This is a genomic window from Butyricimonas sp. Marseille-P2440 (assembly GCF_900091675.1).
Classification (GTDB): domain Bacteria; phylum Bacteroidota; class Bacteroidia; order Bacteroidales; family Marinifilaceae; genus Butyricimonas; species Butyricimonas synergistica.
Map to the genome: position 1 here is coordinate 996961 of NZ_LT594610.1, position 19318 is coordinate 1016278.

Consider the following 19318-nt stretch of genomic DNA (forward strand, 5'->3'; position numbering starts at 1 on the left):
GAGTTGTTACGTAATGTTAGTACATCGTGAACGATTTAATTGAAAAACCTAAAATTTAGAAGAAATGAAAAAGTTTTTATTAGTGGTGATCGCTATGGTCATGTTAGGGAGTGTTCATGCTCAGACTGCGTTCAAGAGCAAAGTCGAAGGTATTACCGGTACGGAATTTTATTTTGGTCCGAAATTCGGTTTCAACGTGGCTGGTATTAGCGATGGTCCCAATAAAAGTAAATTGAGTTTCTTGATGGGAGCTTTCGCCGAATTTAAGTTTAATGATTTATTCGGTTTACAAACTGAATTGATCTATTCCCGGCAAGGTGATAAAGGGAAAGAAAATGGTGTAAAATATTGGATGCGAGTAAATTACCTGAATATTCCTGTTTTAGCTAAGTTTTACGTGTGGGAAGGTTTGAGTGTTGATCTTGGTCCGCAATTGGGCTTCGCGTTAAATGGTAAGCATAAAGTGAAATCCGGGGGAACGGAAACGAAATCGGATATAAAGCATTTGAATACAGTTGATTTGAGTTTCGGGATGGGATTGTCTTATGACCTTCCGATGGGATTGGTCGTGTCTGCCCGCTATAATTTAGGGTTGACGAACGTGATTGAAAAAGACCATTTTGGCGGGAATAATCAAAACCGGGTGTTCCAGTTGTCTGCCGGGTGGAAATTCTGATAATTGAAACAAAGAGAAATAATAAAAGAAAGCCTCGGGAATTCCCGAGGCTTTCTTTTATTAGAATCTTAAGCCTAGTGTCAAGCGGAATTCGTTGTTATTGAATTTCGTTTTGAATTCCGGAGATTCGATCGTACCGTTGGGGGATTCATAGTAATAGAATAACCCTTTGAGATCTGATTGTTTGTGCATGAAAGAGGCGTCGGCGTAAAATGAACCGAGATTTACTCCCATACCACCGGAATAGATTTGAATATCATTCTTTTCGTTCATTTCCCCTTTGGTATACGGGGAAGCGGAAAGGGCGTATCCTCCTCGGATACAGAAAACGCTACTGAAACGGTATTCGGCACCAGCTCTGAAATTATGAGTGGCTTTGTAAATGTTCTTGATTACATTATTCGTTTCTAGGTATTCGTTTTTGGCGTCATCATCAGAGAATTTAGCCGCCGTGTAATCCACGTACTCATAATCACCACTGATGATAGCCCGTTGACCGAGTACAACTGCTACACCAGCCATCACTCGCCATGGGGTTTTTAGTTTGTACGAGTATTCTGTCCATGCAGAGTTGCCATACTGGAAACCGGGTTCCACCTTTGCATCTTCAACGGGTTTCTCCGTGAATAAAGCAGATACGTTGTTTTCGGCAAAAGCGTCGATATTATAATACGTCGGGGTATGGATGGCTGCACCGATGCGGATTGCCGGGATAGGACGGAATATGAATCCCGCTTTGAAGTTTAATCCCGTACCGCTACTCGTGAAGTCTTGGTACATACTGAATTTTTCTAACTTATTCGTGATGTTGTCACCAATAATTTCTTCCGTGTAGACGGAGAATGATTTGTAGTGGAGTGACTGAATCCCGAGGGTTGCCCCGAAATAGAATTTGTCACTGAGATTACCTCCAAGCGATATGGCGTATTCACCCTGGTATCCGCGTTCCCTCGTGTATTTGTAATGTTGTAACTGGTCGGTTTCCCGGATGGGGTTCTCGTAATCGTAATTCCCGTTTTCGATGTCTTCTTTGCTTAGATAAAGCATATAGGCATCATAAGCCAGTCCTGTGGTGAAATCGTTTAGCTGTTTCGGGGATTTCCCGTCGGCTTCTTCTTTCCACACGTTGGCTAACGAGGAGTTGCCGTTCGTTTCGTAATAGCCTTGAAATGTGTTCCGGTTAAAATTATTCAGTGTTGAATAGTTAAAACCGATATTGAAGTTCTTCAATGTTTTGCTATTTGGGCTGAATGATAACACCAGACCTGCATTACTTAGAATGAACATATTCTTTTCGTTGTCGATTCCCTTGGTTTTGGAATGGGCGAAGTCCATCATGGGAGTAAAACTGAATTCCGATTTACGAAAGACCCCGATTCCCGCGGGGTTCATTGACAAAGTGGTTAAATCTCCGCCTAGAGCCGTGAACGCTCCTCCCATAGCGGTTACCCTAGCGGAACCGAATGGGAGTATTCTGGAGAATTTGAGAGCATCTTCTTCACTTTGTGCCGAAGCCGACAAGGTGAAGAGAAATAGAACCGGCAGTATATATAATATTTTCATATCCTAAAGTATTAATTTAGACATTATCTTCTGCTACCCGTGTTAGTACGCTCAACTGATCCGCTTCTGCCACTGCTTGAACGGGAAGAAGAACTACTGCCATATGAGCCACCGCTACTGTTCCCTCTGGAATAACTTCCGGAGTTGTATGACGGGTTGTGAGTAGAACCTGAATTGCCACGATCGAAACTACTGTTTCTGCTGGTACTGGAACTTCTTGAAGTTCGGGAGTAGGTGCTGTACGACCGGGCGTTGCGATTGCTCGTGTATTGCTTTTTAGGAGCGTAGCGAGTAGTCGAGGCTGTCGGTCTTTCTATCGAACCACCCCAACCCGGACGATGATATCCCCAATTTGGTCCGTGGTGTCCCCATCCGGGGCGATGTCCCCAGTGCGGATAACCCCATCCCGGATAGTAACCGTAATTCGGCCCCCATGAATTCCATCCCCAGGGGTCATAAAACCCGTAGTATCCGTAATTGTTCCAGAAGGGGTCGTATCCCCAGCCGCTACCCCAGCCGAAGGAACCTCTCCATCCCCAACGGTCCCAACCGAAGGAAACACGATTACTCCACGCGAAACTATCGAAACGAGGATCGTTCCATATCATAGTCCAAGCGTATTTCGGGTAGTTTCCAAAAATCAGTTCGTTGTATAATGAAATATTCGAGTTTGTCGGGAACCACCAGTAACGACCGTTTAACGTGAACACGTTCCAGTCCGGACTGAACGAAAGGTTTTGAGCGATCTCGTATCCGTTACCGAAATAAGCGAAGCCTTCCGGGTAACGATTCATGATGCGAACGCATTCTTCCAGATCATTATCGGAACCTTTGAATCCCCCGAGCCAGTACCCGTCACCTTCCGGTATTGCGATTCTGGAAACGGTTTGTCCTGTCCGTTCTTCTTCTTTCTGTACTTGCTTTTCCGTGGCATAACGAGCCATACCTATGGCGTGAGATTTGGGATTCACGCTGTTGTCGTTTTCCTTCGGGTATGTTTTATCGTTTGCCGTGTTCTCTCGAGAAGATGAAGTTCTGTCCGCTACGATGTCCACGCCAGTTTTCTTTTTGACTTCCTGTACAAAAAGAGAACGCTTGCCGGGGACATAGTAAATATCGTCTTCCTGCGCCCTTGTAAAGTTTTGCGAGGAAGAGCAGGCACTGAATATGACTGCTAATGCTGAGATGAATAACGCTATCTTCATGGCTGTAAATTTATTTCCTTTCTTATCCTATGACAAATTCTGAGTGTTTTGGTTTATTTGTAATATAACAAAATGTGTACCACGTTCTTTGTATTTCTACTACTTTCATGCTAATAAGTCCTAAACCTGTACGTCAGTGGCTTGTAACTTATTTTGATGGCAGGTATTTTATCTTTATCTTCATAAAAATAGAAAATAAAAATCGGAAATCCTAGTTTTTGTTGTAAATTTGCACTTGTTTTATCAAAAAATAATGAGATGGCTAAGTTTTTAACTTCAAGAGAAGAGAATTATTCACAATGGTACAATGATCTGGTGGTAAAAGCCGGATTAGCAGAGAATTCTGCGGTAAGAGGATGTATGGTGATTAAGCCTTACGGTTACGCCATATGGGAAAAGATGCAACGTCAGTTGGATCAGATGTTTAAGGATACCGGACATAGCAATGCTTATTTCCCCTTGTTGATTCCCAAGTCATTCTTTTCAAAGGAAGCTGACCATGTGGAAGGATTCGCTAAGGAATGTGCGGTCGTAACTCATTATCGTTTAAAGAATGACCCCAATGGAGGCGGCGTGATAGTAGATCCGGCTGCCAAGTTGGAAGAAGAATATATTATTCGTCCGACTTCCGAGACGATTATCTGGAATACTTACAAGAATTGGATTCAGTCTTATCGTGACCTCCCGATCTTGTGTAATCAGTGGGCTAACGTGATGCGTTGGGAGATGCGTACCCGTATGTTCCTGCGTACGGCTGAGTTTTTGTGGCAAGAAGGTCATACGGCTCATGCTACAAAAGAGGAGGCAGTCGAGGAAACTCACAAGATGATCCGGGTATATGCCGAGTTTGCCGAGAAGTGGATGGCAATGCCTGTTATCATGGGACACAAGAGTGAAACCGAGCGTTTTGCCGGAGCATTGGATACTTTGACCATCGAGGCGATGATGCAAGACGGAAAGGCTTTGCAATCGGGTACTTCTCACTTCTTGGGGCAGAATTTCGCCAAAGCATTTGACGTGCAGTTTACAACTAAGGAAGGGAAGCAGGAGTACGTGTGGGCTACGTCATGGGGAGTTTCTACCCGTTTGATGGGAGCGTTGATCATGTCGCATTCCGATGATAACGGTTTGGTGTTGCCCCCGAAATTGGCTCCGCTTCAAGTGGCGATTGTTCCGATTTACAAGAGTATGGAGGGATTGGAAAAAATCCGTCAAACCGTTGGCGGTTTGATCGAGAAATTGCGTAAAGCCGGAATTACCGTGCAATTCGATGATCGGGATACTCAAAAACCGGGTTGGAAGTTTGCCGATTACGAGTTAAAAGGTGTTCCCGTGCGCCTTGCCATGGGAGAACGTGATCTGGAGAATGGAACCATTGAAGTGGCTCGTCGCGATACTCTAACGAAGGAAACTTTGCCGTTGGAAGGAATTGAATTGCATATCGAGCAATTGTTGGATGAGATTCAAGAAAATATATACAAATTGGCTTTGGAGCGTCGTTCCAAGAGGATAACGAAAGTGGATTCTTACGAGGAATTCAAGACGTTGCTTGACACGAAGGGCGGTTTCTTCTTGTGTCACTGGGATGGAACCCCGGAAACGGAAGAACTCATCAAGAGTGAAACGAAAGCTACCATTCGTTGTATTCCGTTCGATGCGCCCGAGGAGGAAGGCAAATGTATGGTGACCGGGAAACCGTCCCACAGGAGGGTGTTGATAGCGAGAGCTTATTAATAATCACAGAATTAATATATGTTGCCAGTAGTTGAGCGTTTTCTTAGGTATGCGAAGATACACACGGAGTCGGATCGGGAAACCGGGTTGGTTCCGAGTACGCCGGGACAATTGGAGTTTGCTTATCTTCTTTGTGAAGAGATGCAGGCGATAGGTATGCAGGACGTGTCGGTGGATGATTGCGGGTACGTGATGGGTTTCGTCCCCGGGAATACGGATAAGGAGTGTTCTTCCATCGGTTTTATCGCCCACATGGATACCAGTCCGGATATGACGGGCAAACACGTGAAGCCGCAAATTATAGAGAGTTATAAGGGAGTAGATGTTCTTCTGAATAAAGAGAAAGGATTCACGTTATCCCCGGATGATTTTCCCGAATTGTTGAATTACGTGGGGACAGACTTGATCGTGACCGACGGAAACACGCTTCTCGGGGCAGATGATAAAGCCGGTATTGCCGAGATTTTGACGGCAATGGAATACCTGATACAGCATCCGGAAATCAAACACGGGAGAATCGCTGTTTGCTTTACTCCGGACGAGGAAATCGGGGAGGGGGTAGACCATTTTGACTTGAAGAAATTCGGGGCTAAATTTGCCTATACGCTGGATGGAGGAGAGATCGGAGAACTAGAGTGCGAGAATTTTAATGCCGCTTTAGCCCGTTTGACATTCAAAGGGAGGAATTTCCATCCCGGTTATGCCAAGAATAAGATGGTGAATTCTATCAAGGTCGCTAATGAGTTTATGGCGGGTCTTCCGAAGAAGGATGCTCCCGAGTATACTTCCGGTTACGAGGGATTTTTTCATATCTATTCGATAAAAGGTACGGTAGAAGAAACGGTTCTTGAAATATTGATTCGCGATTTTGACAAGGAAACTTTCGAGTGGCGGAAAGGTGTTATCGAAAATGGGGTTCGGGAATTTACCCGGAAATATGACCTGCCGGTATTGTTGGATATGAAAGACCAGTATGCCAATATGAAAGAACGGCTAGAACCGGTGAGATATATCGTGGAAATCGCCAAACAAGCGATGGCGGAATTAGGTATTAAACCTTTGATCGTGCCAATCCGGGGTGGAACCAACGGGGCGAAACTGTCTTTTATGGGACTACCGACGCCTAACCTGTCCAATGGAGCGCATAATTCTCATGGGCGTTACGAGTATATACCCGTTTCATCCATGGAGAAAGCGGTTAAATTGATCGTGAAAATATCCGAGTTTTCCGCTAAAATATAATTGGTTAGAACGCTATCCTGAGTTTGAAAGTCGGAGTTGATAAAGAAATAATGTCTCAAGTTAAACTTTGGGACATTTTTTTATAACCTATCGGTATTGTTTCACGTTTAATCGGAAAAGATTACTTTTGTGAAATTAAATGTAAATTGGATAAATTAATGATGTATATGATGAGAGGATTTTTATGTATTGCCTTGTTCCTGTTGGGATTGGGGCAATTGGAGGCACAGCCGGTGAGAGATACGGCATGGAATAAAGCGGGATATTTCGGGTTGAAATTAACGCAAGTGAGTTTAAGTAGTTGGTCTGCCGGAGGTGAGTCTGCTCTGGCTTTTGACAGTCAGATAACGTACAGTGCCGATTTTAAACGAGATCGTCAACTATGGCAAAATCGTTTGGAGTTAGGATACGGTTTGACAAAGAACGACGGGAAAAGCGCCCGGAAGACAAACGATAAGATTTATTTTGCTTCTACATACGGTTATCAAATGTATAAATCGTTATATTGGAGTGCCTTGTTGAACTTTAACACGCAGTTTGCCAAGGGATATGATTATAACATTGAGGATTCTGATTTTATTTCTAAATTCATGGCACCCGGATATTTAGTTATTGGTGTTGGTGCCACGTGGAATCCAAATAAAATATTTACTGTAACTTTTACACCTGCTTCATGGCGAGGAACTATTGTGGCGAACAAACGTTTGTCGGATGAAGGTGCTTTCGGCGTGGACAAGGGAAAACATTTACTGTCAGAGTTCGGTGCTAACTTGAAAGCTGAAGTAAATTACGAGTTTTTGCAAAATATGACGATTTATTCTCGTTTGGAATTGTACTCCAACTACCTTGAAGATCCGCAGAATATTGATGTCCGCTGGGACGTGCAATTGAATATGGCTATTAATAAATGGTTCTCAACAACGCTATCTACAAATTTATTGTACGATAATGACGTGAAGATTGCTCAAAAGGATGGGTCTGCGGGACCGAGAGTGCAATTTAAAGAAGTGTTGGGTGTAGGGTTGCAGATTCATTTTTAGTTGCAAGATAGAAGCTTATAAACCGTATTTTTTAATAGGATAGGTTGTCGGTCTATGAATGGTCGACAACCTATTTTTATGTCCGGTCGGGTAGTCTTTGCCGGGTTGTTACTAGAAAAATGCGCTCGTGAATGCGATATGGGTTTATGTTTCCAAAAAAAAGAGTTCGGGGACCCCGAACTCTTTTTTATATGATTGAAGTTGTTGCTTATTTTGTAACTCTTTCAAGCCATTTTACCATACCAAGCATAACGCCCATGGATACAAGGCATACGATCAAGAATACCATCCAGCACTGCCAGATCGGCCATGCGTTGTACATAAGAGGACCAATCCAAAGTAGAAGGTTACCGAGGGCGGTCGCTGCTAACCATAGACCTTGACATAAACCAAGCATACTCTTGGGAGCAACTTTTGATACAAATGATAATCCAAGAGGCGAGATGAACAACTCTGCGACTGTCAGGAAGAAGTAGGTAACAATAAGAACCCACCAGTGTGCCTTACTTGCCATTTGCTCTGCAATGGGGAGTAATTTGAATGAGTCAGCAGAAGGATAACCTTTCATCATTGAGAAAATAGCAAGGAACAAGAATGCCATTCCCGCAATGAACATACCAATTGCGATCTTTCTCGGAGTTGAAATCTCTTTACCGCGTCTTGCAAGGAATCCAAAGATTGCCATGATTATGGGGGTAAGTACAATCACGAAGAATGGGTTGATTGCTTGCCATACTTCAGGTGCAACAGCTGAAGAATCTACGAAATCACGTGCAAAGAATGAAAGGGACATACCGTTCTGATGGAATGAGAACCAGAAGAATATAACGATACCTAAAACAGCAAATAATGCGTACATTCTCTGTTTAATTTCTTTCGCCATAGCAGCTTTCTCCTCAGGGGTGTAGTCTATGCTTTGTGTTACAGCTTTCTTCGCTGGATTAGGGAAAGTTTTTTGAGAAACAAAGAAGATTACAAGAGAGATAAGCATGGCTGCAACAGATGCAATGAATGAATAGTGAATACCTTCATTGAAAATTTGCAAGTATTGATGGCAAGAGGTTGCCAAATCGGTGATGGCTCCTCCGGCGGCAGTCATAAGTTGTTGCAAGTTTGCAAGAGCTTCGGGTGCCATAGCGGCAGCATTGTTAATATACTCGTGGCAAAGTGCCGGGAGTTGTGCATTGTAAGAGAATCCGTTTGCACCCAACCACCATTGGCGTAAAACCGGTGCTATGAACGGGGCAATCAGACCACCCACGTTGATGAATACATAAAATATCTGGAAACCTGAATCTCTTTTGCTTTTTGCAATTTTGAGAGCTTCCGGACCTTCTTTGGCAGCTTCAGTCTCAAAATTATCATACATTTGACCCACGATTGCCTGTAAGTTACCTTTGAACAAACCGTTACCGAATGCAATAAGGAACAAGGCAAAACAAGTAAGGGTCAACAACCAAGTCGTGTTTGCCGATGTAGCGAGGATAGGAATAGAAAGAATAATGTATCCTGCTGCCATAACTACAAGACCGGTCTTGATGGTTCCTTTGTAGTTTTGTGTGCGGTCTGCGATAAGACCACCGATAAGGCTTAAAATGTATATACCAGCGTAAAAGAAAGAGTAAATAGTACCACTGGCAGCTTCACTCAGACCAAATTTAGAACACAGGAACAACACTAAGACGGCATTCATGATGTAGTAGCCGAAACGTTCCCCCATGTTACTTAGGGCGGCTGTAAGCAACCCTTTAGGATGATTTTTAAACATAAACTTTTGTTTTTGATTTGTATTGATTAATTTAAAATTATTTCGTTCGCACTAACAGCACGCAAATATAATTTATTTTTTTATCTTTAGTCGCTGAAAACGTTTGAACTATGCTATGAAGAATGAATACATGAAAATTTTCAAGGCATCCGAAGTGTCGGAGCTTGATAAGTACACGATTGATTATGAGTCGATAACATCACTGGATTTGATGGAACGGGCGGCTTGTGCGTTGACTGAAAAATTATTGATTTTTTTTTCACGTGACCATATTTTTAACATTCTGGCGGGATGTGGGAACAATGCCGGCGACGGGTATGCCGTGGCGAGGTTGTTGAATGAAATGGAGATGACGGTCAAGGTGTTTGATTTGTGTCCCGAGAAACAGTTATCGCCCGATTGTGCCGTGAACAGGGAGCTTTTTATCCAGGACGGGGGCACGTGTATCGAGGTGGAAAAAGTGGAAGATTTCGTACCGGATGAAGGTTGTGTTATCATTGATGCGATTTTCGGGGCGGGATTGAATCGTCCGGTAACCGGATTTTTGGGTGATATTATCCGGAAAGTAAATGCGTTACCCCATCGGGTGGTGGCGATAGATATCCCGTCCGGCTTGTTCGGTGAAGATAACGGCAAGAATGACGGGGCGATCGTGAAGGCTGATTACACTTTTACGTTCCAGTTTCCGAAGCTGGCGTTTATGTTCCCGGAGAATGGCAAGTACGTCGGTCGGGTGGAGGTGTTGGATATTCGCTTGCACCCGGGTATTTTGCGGGAACGGGAATCCCCGTGGTATTACCTAACGGGGGAAGCTGTGGCGTCCCGGTTGCTGGTGCCCGATAAATTCTCGCACAAGGGCACGCTGGGGAATACCTTGTTAATAGCGGGCTCTCCCGAGATGCCGGGGGCGGCTGTGTTGGCGGCGAGGGGGGCTATTCGCTCGGGCACGGGATTGTTGACGGTGCATGTGCCTAGCTCGTTGAAGCAAATGATTCATGTTGCCGTGCCCGAGGCGTTGGTGGAGGTGGACCGGAGTGACTATTCTTTCTCGGGGGTGGACGATCTTCGCGGGGTGCAGGCGGTTGGAGTGGGACCGGGATTAGGTATGGCTCCCGCGGCGAGGGAGGGGGTGCGTCAGCTTTTGAAGGAGTGGAAGGGAAAGATGGTACTGGATGCCGATGCCTTGAACTTGATTGCCGCCGATGCCGATTTGTTGGATTTGGTTCCCCGGGGTGCTATACTGACGCCTCACCCGAGAGAATTTGAAAGATTGGCAGGAAAAAGTGAAAATGATTTTGATAGATTAAATAAATTGAGCACCTTTGCAAGTCTGCATCAAGTGTACGTCGTGCTGAAAGGGGCGTGTACGGTGATCGCTTCTCCCGAGGGAAATTGTTATTTTAACACGACGGGCAACCCGGGAATGGCGAAGGGGGGGGCTGGTGACGTGTTGACCGGAATTATTGCAGCCTTGCTGGCGAGCGGGCACGAGCCGTTGGATGCTGCCGTGATCGGTGTTTATGTGCATGGCAAGGCGGGTGACCTGGCGGCAGAGGAACAGGGAATGAGGGGAGTCCGGGCGGGCGACATTGCGGATAAGCTGGGATTGGTGTGGAAAATGATGGAAACATGTAATATTGCAAAGTAGTGATAAACGAGATGAAACGACTTTTATTGATTATCGGGTTGATGGGATTGGCATCCCTTGCGGTTTTAGGACAGAAGAAGAGAGAATTAACTACTCCTGTGTCTGTGGATTATGCTTTGCCGAAGGTCGGTTATGATGTTGTAGTCACGATGGAATGCGTGGAGTCCGTGCCGGGACCTTTCCGCAAATATGCCCAAGAACAATTGGGGGTACAACCGGAAATAATGCTCCCCGACGAGGCGTGGACAATCAAAAATATTCGTTTTGTGCCGAAGGCTTTGCCGGACACGAAAGCCATGTACACGCTGAACGCCACGGGTGAGTACAATTCGATATTGATAAACGTGACCCCGGAAGGTTTCCTCGCTGGGCTGGGAAGCGGAGCTACCAACGAGAGCCGGGAGCGAGAGCTTACGTACACGAGCGAGGTGGAAGACACAAATGCCGATATTGATTATATTCGTTTTGGGCTGCGTTCCACGAAAAAAGAGGTGCTGGATTCCAATTTTACGGAAATGGAAGTAGAAGGGGAGATTCGCAAAGTGTGGGATCCGATCGAGCGTCATGTACTGAAAGAAGAGAAAGATTACGCGAGTGAGATCACGGAAGATATATTTGCCATCCGGAAAAAGCGCCTGGAACTTTTGACGAAAGGGATGGCTACTGTCGAGGCGTTGAAAGCGTTGGACGAATTGGAACAGAATTACTTGAGTCTATTTATGGGAAAAAAGATAAGGCGTGAGGTTACCCGTACTTTCACGTACGTGCCCGAGAAAGCGGATGAATCCGTTGTTTTATTCCGTTTCTCCGGGGAGGAAGGTGTGACTGCTAAGAATAATGTTTCCGCCCAACCTTATATCGTTGAGTTACGAAATATTCTGATACGGAAACAGGAAACACCGCAAAAGGAATCCGCCCGTCCGATACCTTCTATATTTTACCGGGAGCCGGCGACTGCTGATCTTTGCCTGATGAAGGGGAAAGAAACTTTGATGACCGTCCGGGCTATCATTCCGCAATTGGGTGTGATCAAGCAATTCCCTTTGGATGTGATTAATAACGAAGGCATAGCTGTCGAATTTTACCCGCAATACGGTTCGTTGAAAGGTGTGGTGAAGAAATAGCTTTAAGCGTTTACAATTCAATTTATGGCGGAAATTAACGAAAAGGGATTACTGGGGAAGTTTTTGGTGTGGCGTGTGCGCAACATCAAAGAGAAGCAATTTATAGTGATCTTGAGTATCCTGGTGGGGGTTGTGACTGGGTTGGCGGGAGTGACGTTGAAGAATATGGTGCATTTTACTCATATGTTCTTTACGGAACGGATGCAGGTGGATAGCGGTAGCTTGTTTTTCTTCGTGTACCCGGTTATCGGTATTTTGCTCACGACTTTGTTCGTGAAGTTTTTCGTGAAGGACGGAATCAGTCACGGGGTAACTAAAGTCCTGTACGCTATCTCTCGTCGGAATAGTATAATCAAACCGCATAACAATTATTCGTCCATGATTGCCAGTACCTTGACTATTGGGTTCGGAGGTTCGGTCGGGACGGAGGCAACCATCGTGTTGACTGGAGCTTCGATCGGGTCAAATCTTGCCCGGTTGTTCCGGATGAATTATAAGGTAATGACATTAATGATCGGGTGTGGTGCGGCAGGTGCCATTGCCGGGATATTCAAGGCGCCTATTGCCGGGATCGTTTTCACGTTGGAGGTATTGATGCTAGATTTGACGATGGCTTCGCTGGTTCCTCTCATGTTTACGGCTATTACTTCATACGTGGTGACTTTTTTTCTGATGGGGGATGGGTTCGTGTTTTCCTATCAGATTACCGATAAGTTCGTGATGGCTAATTTCCCGTATTACGTGATACTGGGTGTTTTTTCCGGAGTGTTGTCCGTGTATTTCGTGCGAATGAATATCCGGGTGGAACAATTGATCGAACGGGTAAAAAATATTTGGAAACGAGTGGCTATCGGCGGGGCTCTACTGGGAATCGTGATTTTTATTTTCCCTCCGCTATACGGAGAAGGTTATACCGCATTGGACGATTTGATGGCTGGACATTCCGATAAATTGTTGAATAACACGTATTTCTTCGGGTTTCGGGATAGTACTTGGATGCTGATTCTTTTCGTGGTCGGATTAATCTTCGTGAAGGTAATTGCAACAGCATTGACGAACGGTAGTGGTGGTGTCGGTGGTGTGTTTGCCCCGAGTTTGTTTACCGGGGGCGTTGCTGGTTTTTTGGTAGCCATGTTGATTAACTTGAGTGGAATACGTCACGTGGAACCGAGTCATTTCGTGCTGGCGGGTATGGCGGGCACAATGTCAGGGGTGATGAAGGCTCCTTTGACGGCAATGTTCCTGATAGCGGAGATCTCGGGGGGATATGCTTTGTTCCTACCTTTGATGTTGACTTCCGTCATTTCTTATTTGACGAGCCAAGGGATGGAACCTTATTCCATTTATGCCCGTCGGTTGGCTATACAGGGCGATTTGCTGACGCATAACAAGGATAAGGCGGTATTGACTTTAATGAAATTGAACAAAGTGGTGGAAACGGATTTCAAGACGATTGGGGTAGATGCCACGCTGGGCGATCTGGTGAAGGTGGTTTCTAAATCTAGCCGTAATTTGTTTCCGGTGTTAAACGAGCGGCAACAATTGTTGGGGATCGTGTTATTAGATGATATTCGTAAGGTGATGTTCAATCAGGATATGTATTCCAAGACCTACGTGAGGGATTTCATGACGACTCCTTCCGTGGTTATCGATATAAATGATTCGATGGAGGTGGTGATGAAAAAGTTCGAGGATTCCGGGGCATGGAATTTACCCGTCCTGCAAGATCACCAGTACTTGGGATTCGTTTCTAAAGCAAAGATATTCAATACTTATCGTAAGGTGCTTATCCATTTCTCGGATGATGAATAAGGGGCGAATGTAACTATTTAGCCACATTCCCGTTATTAGGATGGAGGATATGTTACTTGTAATGTTTCTAAATAATTCCTTCTATATTATAAAGAGGTTGTATTATTAGAAATAAAGTATATATTCGCGGCAAAATAGAAAAAACTATATAAACGATATAACTATGTATTGGACACTGGAACTTGCCTCAAAATTGGAAGATGCACCTTGGCCTGCATCAAAAGATGAGTTGATAGACTACGCCATTCGTTCAGGGGCACCTATGGAAGTTATTGAGAATCTTCAGGATATTGAGGATGATGAAGAGATTTTCGAGAGTATTGAAGATATTTGGCCAGACTATCCAAGTAAAGATGACTTCTTCTTTAACGAGGATGAGTACTGATTGATTTTTGACGGTTGTAAGAAAAACGAACCACCTCGTGAGGGGTGGTTCGTTTTTTTATTCATCATAGATAGGGAATTTTATATTTTATTTCATAATATATGGGGATTGTAGTTTTCATGGATAATATTGACATTTGCAGACAATTAAATATTGAAATTGAATTTTGTAAAAATGAATATTTGTAGGAGATTGTGAATGTATCTATGGAAGTTGAGATAAGGAAAAATGTGATTGGAATGTGAATAAAAAGAATGACAGATAGCTAGCTACAATTATCTGCCATTCCGATAATGTTTAACAAATTAAACGCTACAAATCTATGAAAAAGAAGTTGAAATGTAGGGTAATGGGACTCTCTTTGTTGATTTTTTTGTTGATAACCCTGAGTTTAGATGGGTTTTCGGAAGAAAAATCGAGAGAGTCTTTTGATTATCAGACACAACAGGAGAAGGTGAAACAGGTGCGCTTACAAGGTACGGTAAAAGATGTTCAAGGAGAACCTCTGCCGGGCGTTACCGTGTTGATTAAGGGAACAAAGCTGGGAGGCGTAACCGATATTAAAGGACATTTTGTCATAGACCTCCCAGAACAAAAGGAAGTCATTTTGATCTTTTCTTTTATAGGCATGGAGAAGCAGGAGATCGTGGTAAAGGATTTCAAGAAAGAGCTTCACGTGGTTATGGAAGAGAAAATCGGCGAGTTGGACGAGGTGGTTATCACGGGGTACGGAACAACCACCAAACGCAGGGCAGCAGGGTCGATAGCCGTGATAAAAAGCGATGCTTTAGAGAACAGGATTCCGGTATCGGTGGATAATCTGTTACAGGGCTTGGTTGCTGGTGTTGTGGTTACCAATATGGGACGTCCCGGAGAATCTTCAAAGATTCGGATTCGGGGTACGAACACGATAACCGGGAGTGCCGAACCCCTGTGGATAGTGGACGGTGTGCCCTTGCAGGATGAACTGCCTAAATTTGATCTGTCTCAGATAAAATCCGAGAATTTCAATGAAATATTTGTCAATGGTGTGGCAGGGATTAATCCGAATGACATCGAGAGTATCACGGTTTTAAAGGATGCTGCCGCAACGGCAATCTATGGTTCCCGTGCTGCCGGAGGGGTTATCGTGATTAATTCCAAGCAGGGACAGCCCGGTAAGATGCGTACGAGTTACTCTGCACATTTTGGTATCGGACTGAAACCTCAGCGTGATGCCGGGTTGATGAATGCTTCCGAAAAATTGGCGTGGGAACAGGAATTGTGGGATGAGTTTGCGGCAGAAAAGTATGCAAACAATGAAACACAATACCCGGTAGTCGGTATCGTGGGAATGTTACGGGCGAACAAACTCGGGCGTAACGGGGCTCTGTGGACGGATGATGGTTTTGAGGCGATGACGAAGAGTGAGCAAGATGCGTATATCCAAGATTTAGCTTCCCATTCGACGGATTGGTTTGACGTTATATTCAGAAATTCTTTTAATATGACGCAAAATCTTTCTTTCTCGGGTGGAAATCCGACATCTACCTATTACGCTTCCCTGGGGTATGCGAGCCAGGAGGGATTGTTGAAGGAGAGCGGTTATGATCGTTACTCGATGAATCTTCGGGTTTCAACGAATCCGTCCAAGCGGATGAAATTAGGGATAGGTGTAAGGATATCCAATTTGATCTCTAAAAGTCCGAGTATGAATGTAGACCCGTTCAAGTACGCTTATTTTGCCAATCCCTACGAGCGACCTTATAACGAGGACGGAAGTTTTCGTCCGGACATGACCTATTTCAACCTGACGGCAATAAATGAAGGTACGGTTTCTCTGGAAAATTTACCCACGGCAGGGTTTAATATTTTGCGGGAAATGGAGAAAACTTCCAGCGAGGGGAAAAAGTTTTCGGCATCGGGGCAATTTAGTTTGGATTTTCAAATTATGAAACAGTTGTCATTTTCCGGGTTAGTTTCTTACGGTTACACGAATAATAAAGAAGAAAATATTCTGGGACGTGAGTCTTATGCCGCTTTCGTGGATCGGCTTGCTTTTGATTATAATAAGAAAACGCAGAATTTATACGGTTCTATAACTCAATCGTCAGCTGACGGGGAGCAATATAATGCCAGGGGACAGTTCTCGTACTCGGATTCTTACTCGGATCGCCATTACCTGAACGTGTTGCTAGGGGCGGAACTTCGCGGTTCCAAGAGCAAACGTGTAGCTGTCAAGCGTTATGGATATGACGAGAAAACGGGGAACACGAGTATGCCCGAGAATCCTTACCCGGAGGATTTCGGTGGTACTTGGTACACGACATTGATTGATAACTTATCGGGGATGAGTCGTTCGGAAAGTACGTATGCTTCTTTTTATGCGTCGGCGGAATATACTTATCTGGAACGTTATATACTGAACACCTCATTTCGTATGGATGGATCGAATAATTTCGGTAGTGACGAACAATTCAATCCTACTTGGTCTTTAGGGGCAGCTTGGCACGCCGACAGTGAACCTTTTATGCAGTCGCTGAAAACCGTGTTGAATCGTTTGACCCTTCGGGTGGCTACCGGTTACACGGGAAATGTCGTTCCGGGCATTTTGAAATATCTTGTGATAAAGGATGGTGCGAAGTACTGGCACAATCATGCTACCGGGTCTATTCAAACGGCTCCCAATCCTAAGTTGCGTTGGGAGAAAACCAGAGATATGAAAGTGGCATTGGAATTTGGTTTATTCGATGAGCGTATCACGGGATTGGTCGAAGGGTATTGGCGGAGAAGTTCCGATGTTATCTCTCGGGTTCGGGTGGTTTCCTCTACCGGGTTTAACACTCAAAGCTATAATTCATCCGAAATAGAGAATAAAGGGGTGGAGGCAACTCTTGGCGTGAAGATTATCAATACCCGTGATTTTAAGTGGCATTTTTCCGGTAATATAGCATGGAATCGAAATGTGCTATCGAAATATTCTTCTCCTAACGGAACGATTAGCGAGGGGAAATATGTCGGGTATCCGCTGGAAGCTATTTTCGGGGGTAAAGAAATGGGTATCGACCCGTACGACGGGGTTTATACTTATTATATGCGTCCTGATGCCAAGATAGAGAAGGCTTCTGATTTAAAAACTCTAGTTAATTACCGTTATTATTTAGGCACTTCTATTGCACCTATTGCAGGAGGGTTTAATTTTCGGTTCTCTTACCGGACTTTGTCGCTTACGGTCGGGGGATCGTATTCTTTCGGGGCAAAAGTAGATAACCGAATAACTTCTCCAGCGAGTTATGAAAAGGTTTCTTATTCGTCTGAAGCGAAGGAAAAACCACAGACAGTATATAGTGATCTATATCGTAATCATTTGAATGTAAGACGGGAAATGACCAATCGTTGGACAAAGACCCATACGGATGCAAAATATCCGAGAATTGTCGATGCGTTCGGGGAGAAGCTGTATTTGGATCAATACAATCCTGTCTTGTCATCGATTACTATCGGAAGTTTCCTGGAGGATGTTTCTTTCCTCCGCATACGGGATATTACTTTAAATTATAGCTTGCCCCGGAAGTGGTTGGACCAGTTGGGAGTATCTTCTTTGAACTTCTCGTTGATGATGAGCAACTTCTTCACGTTTACTAATTACTCGGGGATCGATCCGGAGACTCCGGGTACGACTTATCCTATCACTCGTTCCGTGGCGTTTGGAATTAATCTTGGATTTTGATAAAAATGGAGGACTATGAAAAGGTATATATATTACATTTTATTGTTTGTTTCCGGGTATTGTACCTCTTGTGACGATTACTTGGAAGTAAAAACATACGGGCAGGTGTTGCCGGAAACCACGGAGGACTATGCCACGCTGATCTACACGCATCTGAATAATATCGAGACGGCGACCTCGGATAAAATACTTGGGAATTTCAATGACGTACTGCGTTTTGAATGTTTTTCAGATAACCTGAATGCTAGTCTGATGAAAACGACGAGTTCCTATACACCGACCTACGTGGGTTCATATATTGCTTCGGCGATATACCGGTTTAATAATCTATTCCAAGTGGTGAAGGATGTGAATATCGTGCTGGACAATATGGAGGATAAGGAGTCGGAACTAGGCAAGAAAATCACAGCTGTGGCTTATACCTTGCGGGGAATCTTGTATTATAATATGATGCGGGAGTTATGCGAACCGTACGATAAACAACGGGCAAACGAAATCATGGGAATTCCCATCGTGGATCATTTTGATATGGAAGCGAAGCCCGGAAGGGGAAATATTCAGGTTACAGCGGATTTCATTATTGACAATTTGGAGAAGGCGATAGCGTTGAACCTTACAGATGACGAGTATATCTTGACCATTGATGTGGCGAAAGCCTATCTGGCGAGGACTTATTTCTGGATTCAGAATTGGGAAAAAACGATAGCCGTTGCCAAAGAGTTGTTGGAAAAGTACCCGTTAATAGAGGGTGAGGCATACGAAGCCATGATACAGTCTAAACCTCCCTTTGAAACGAAACCGGGTAATATGATCGTTGTTTCTTACGGGCAAGGTATGATTAGTACGGCATTCAATATCCGATATGCCACGGATACCCGCAGGCGTCCGGTGAGCCTTGAATTTGCCGGCTTATTCAAAGAAAAGGAGCGGGATATACGTTACGCGATTTCTTTCGACAAGACATTTTTGAACAAAAAACGTCTGAATATGTGTATTCGCGGGGCGGAGATGTGTTTGATGTTGGCAGAGGGATATGCCCATTTGTCCGACGAGGAAAATGCTTTATTATATTTGAATAAATTGCGGGAGAAAAGGATTAAAGATTACGTTCCGTTGGCAATGAATACGTTGCCTCCTGTTGATCCGTCGGCTATGATCAAGGTCGATGCGGAGGGAAAAAACTTGACCCCGTTGATGGCGTCTATATTGAACGAACGCCGGAAGGAACTTTACATGGAATACGATCGTTGGTTTGAATTGAAGCGTAACGGGCGTCCCGAGTTTTGGGTTGGGTATAAAGGTATTAAGTATGAAACAAAGAAATACTTGTATACCTTCCCCTTGTGGAAGCAGGATTTACGGGTCAACCCGAATTTAGTACAGAATGAAGGTTATGAATAGTCTAAAAATAA

13 protein-coding genes are annotated in these 19318 nt (G+C 44.3%); 10 read left to right on the forward strand and 3 right to left on the reverse strand.

Going from position 1 to position 19318, the window contains the following annotated elements; all coding sequences use genetic code 11:
- Window positions 1-64: 64 nt before the first annotated feature.
- Entirely contained in the window at window positions 65-676 is a 612-nt protein-coding gene (locus tag BN8899_RS15175; protein ID WP_065220032.1) for a porin family protein, read from the forward strand.
- Between the two features lie 60 nt (window positions 677-736).
- Here the strand turns inward: BN8899_RS15175 and BN8899_RS15180 are convergent, their stop codons facing one another.
- Window positions 737-2239, reverse strand: coding sequence for an OmpP1/FadL family transporter (locus BN8899_RS15180; RefSeq protein ID WP_065220033.1), 1503 nt, complete (start codon window positions 2237-2239; stop codon window positions 737-739).
- A gap of 23 nt (window positions 2240-2262) precedes the next feature.
- The gene (locus BN8899_RS15185) at window positions 2263-3444 is read right to left on the reverse strand and encodes a hypothetical protein (RefSeq protein WP_065220034.1); all 1182 of its coding nucleotides are present in this window, start codon (window positions 3442-3444) and stop codon (window positions 2263-2265) included.
- Between the two features lie 258 nt (window positions 3445-3702).
- Between BN8899_RS15185 and proS the strand changes: the two genes are divergently transcribed.
- The 3 genes from proS to BN8899_RS15200 all read left to right on the forward strand — a co-directional run bounded on the left by proS (window position 3703) and on the right by BN8899_RS15200 (window position 7460).
- Window positions 3703-5178 carry a proline--tRNA ligase gene (gene proS, locus BN8899_RS15190; protein WP_065220035.1) on the forward strand — a complete coding sequence of 492 codons (1476 nt, stop codon included), beginning with the start codon at window positions 3703-3705 and terminating at the stop codon, window positions 5176-5178.
- A gap of 18 nt (window positions 5179-5196) precedes the next feature.
- Entirely contained in the window at window positions 5197-6420 is a 1224-nt protein-coding gene (pepT, locus tag BN8899_RS15195; protein ID WP_065220036.1) for a peptidase T, read from the forward strand.
- Between the two features lie 161 nt (window positions 6421-6581).
- Window positions 6582-7460: a DUF3078 domain-containing protein gene (locus BN8899_RS15200; protein WP_065220765.1), complete on the forward strand. Its 879-nt coding sequence runs from the start codon at window positions 6582-6584 to the stop codon at window positions 7458-7460.
- Window positions 7461-7668: 208 nt separating this feature from the next.
- Here the strand turns inward: BN8899_RS15200 and BN8899_RS15205 are convergent, their stop codons facing one another.
- Window positions 7669-9228: a peptide MFS transporter gene (locus BN8899_RS15205; RefSeq protein WP_065220037.1), complete on the reverse strand. Its 1560-nt coding sequence runs from the start codon at window positions 9226-9228 to the stop codon at window positions 7669-7671.
- A gap of 115 nt (window positions 9229-9343) precedes the next feature.
- Between BN8899_RS15205 and BN8899_RS15210 the strand changes: the two genes are divergently transcribed.
- From BN8899_RS15210 to BN8899_RS15235, 6 genes are all read left to right on the forward strand, one after another.
- A complete protein-coding gene (locus tag BN8899_RS15210) occupies window positions 9344-10876 on the forward strand; it encodes an NAD(P)H-hydrate dehydratase (protein ID WP_082987086.1) in 1533 nt (510 codons plus the stop codon).
- 11 nt (window positions 10877-10887) lie between these two features.
- Window positions 10888-12000 carry a DUF4831 family protein gene (locus tag BN8899_RS15215; protein ID WP_065220038.1) on the forward strand — a complete coding sequence of 371 codons (1113 nt, stop codon included), beginning with the start codon at window positions 10888-10890 and terminating at the stop codon, window positions 11998-12000.
- 24 nt (window positions 12001-12024) lie between these two features.
- Window positions 12025-13812: a chloride channel protein gene (locus tag BN8899_RS15220; protein WP_065220039.1), complete on the forward strand. Its 1788-nt coding sequence runs from the start codon at window positions 12025-12027 to the stop codon at window positions 13810-13812.
- Window positions 13813-13975: 163 nt separating this feature from the next.
- Window positions 13976-14197 carry a DUF2795 domain-containing protein gene (locus BN8899_RS15225; protein ID WP_009135471.1) on the forward strand — a complete coding sequence of 74 codons (222 nt, stop codon included), beginning with the start codon at window positions 13976-13978 and terminating at the stop codon, window positions 14195-14197.
- A 322-nt stretch (window positions 14198-14519) separates the two neighbouring features.
- The gene (locus BN8899_RS15230) at window positions 14520-17906 is read left to right on the forward strand and encodes a SusC/RagA family TonB-linked outer membrane protein (protein ID WP_231932383.1); all 3387 of its coding nucleotides are present in this window, start codon (window positions 14520-14522) and stop codon (window positions 17904-17906) included.
- A gap of 15 nt (window positions 17907-17921) precedes the next feature.
- Window positions 17922-19307, forward strand: a complete 1386-nt coding sequence (locus BN8899_RS15235; protein ID WP_065220041.1) for a RagB/SusD family nutrient uptake outer membrane protein — start codon at window positions 17922-17924, stop codon at window positions 19305-19307.
- Window positions 19308-19318 lie beyond the last annotated feature (11 nt).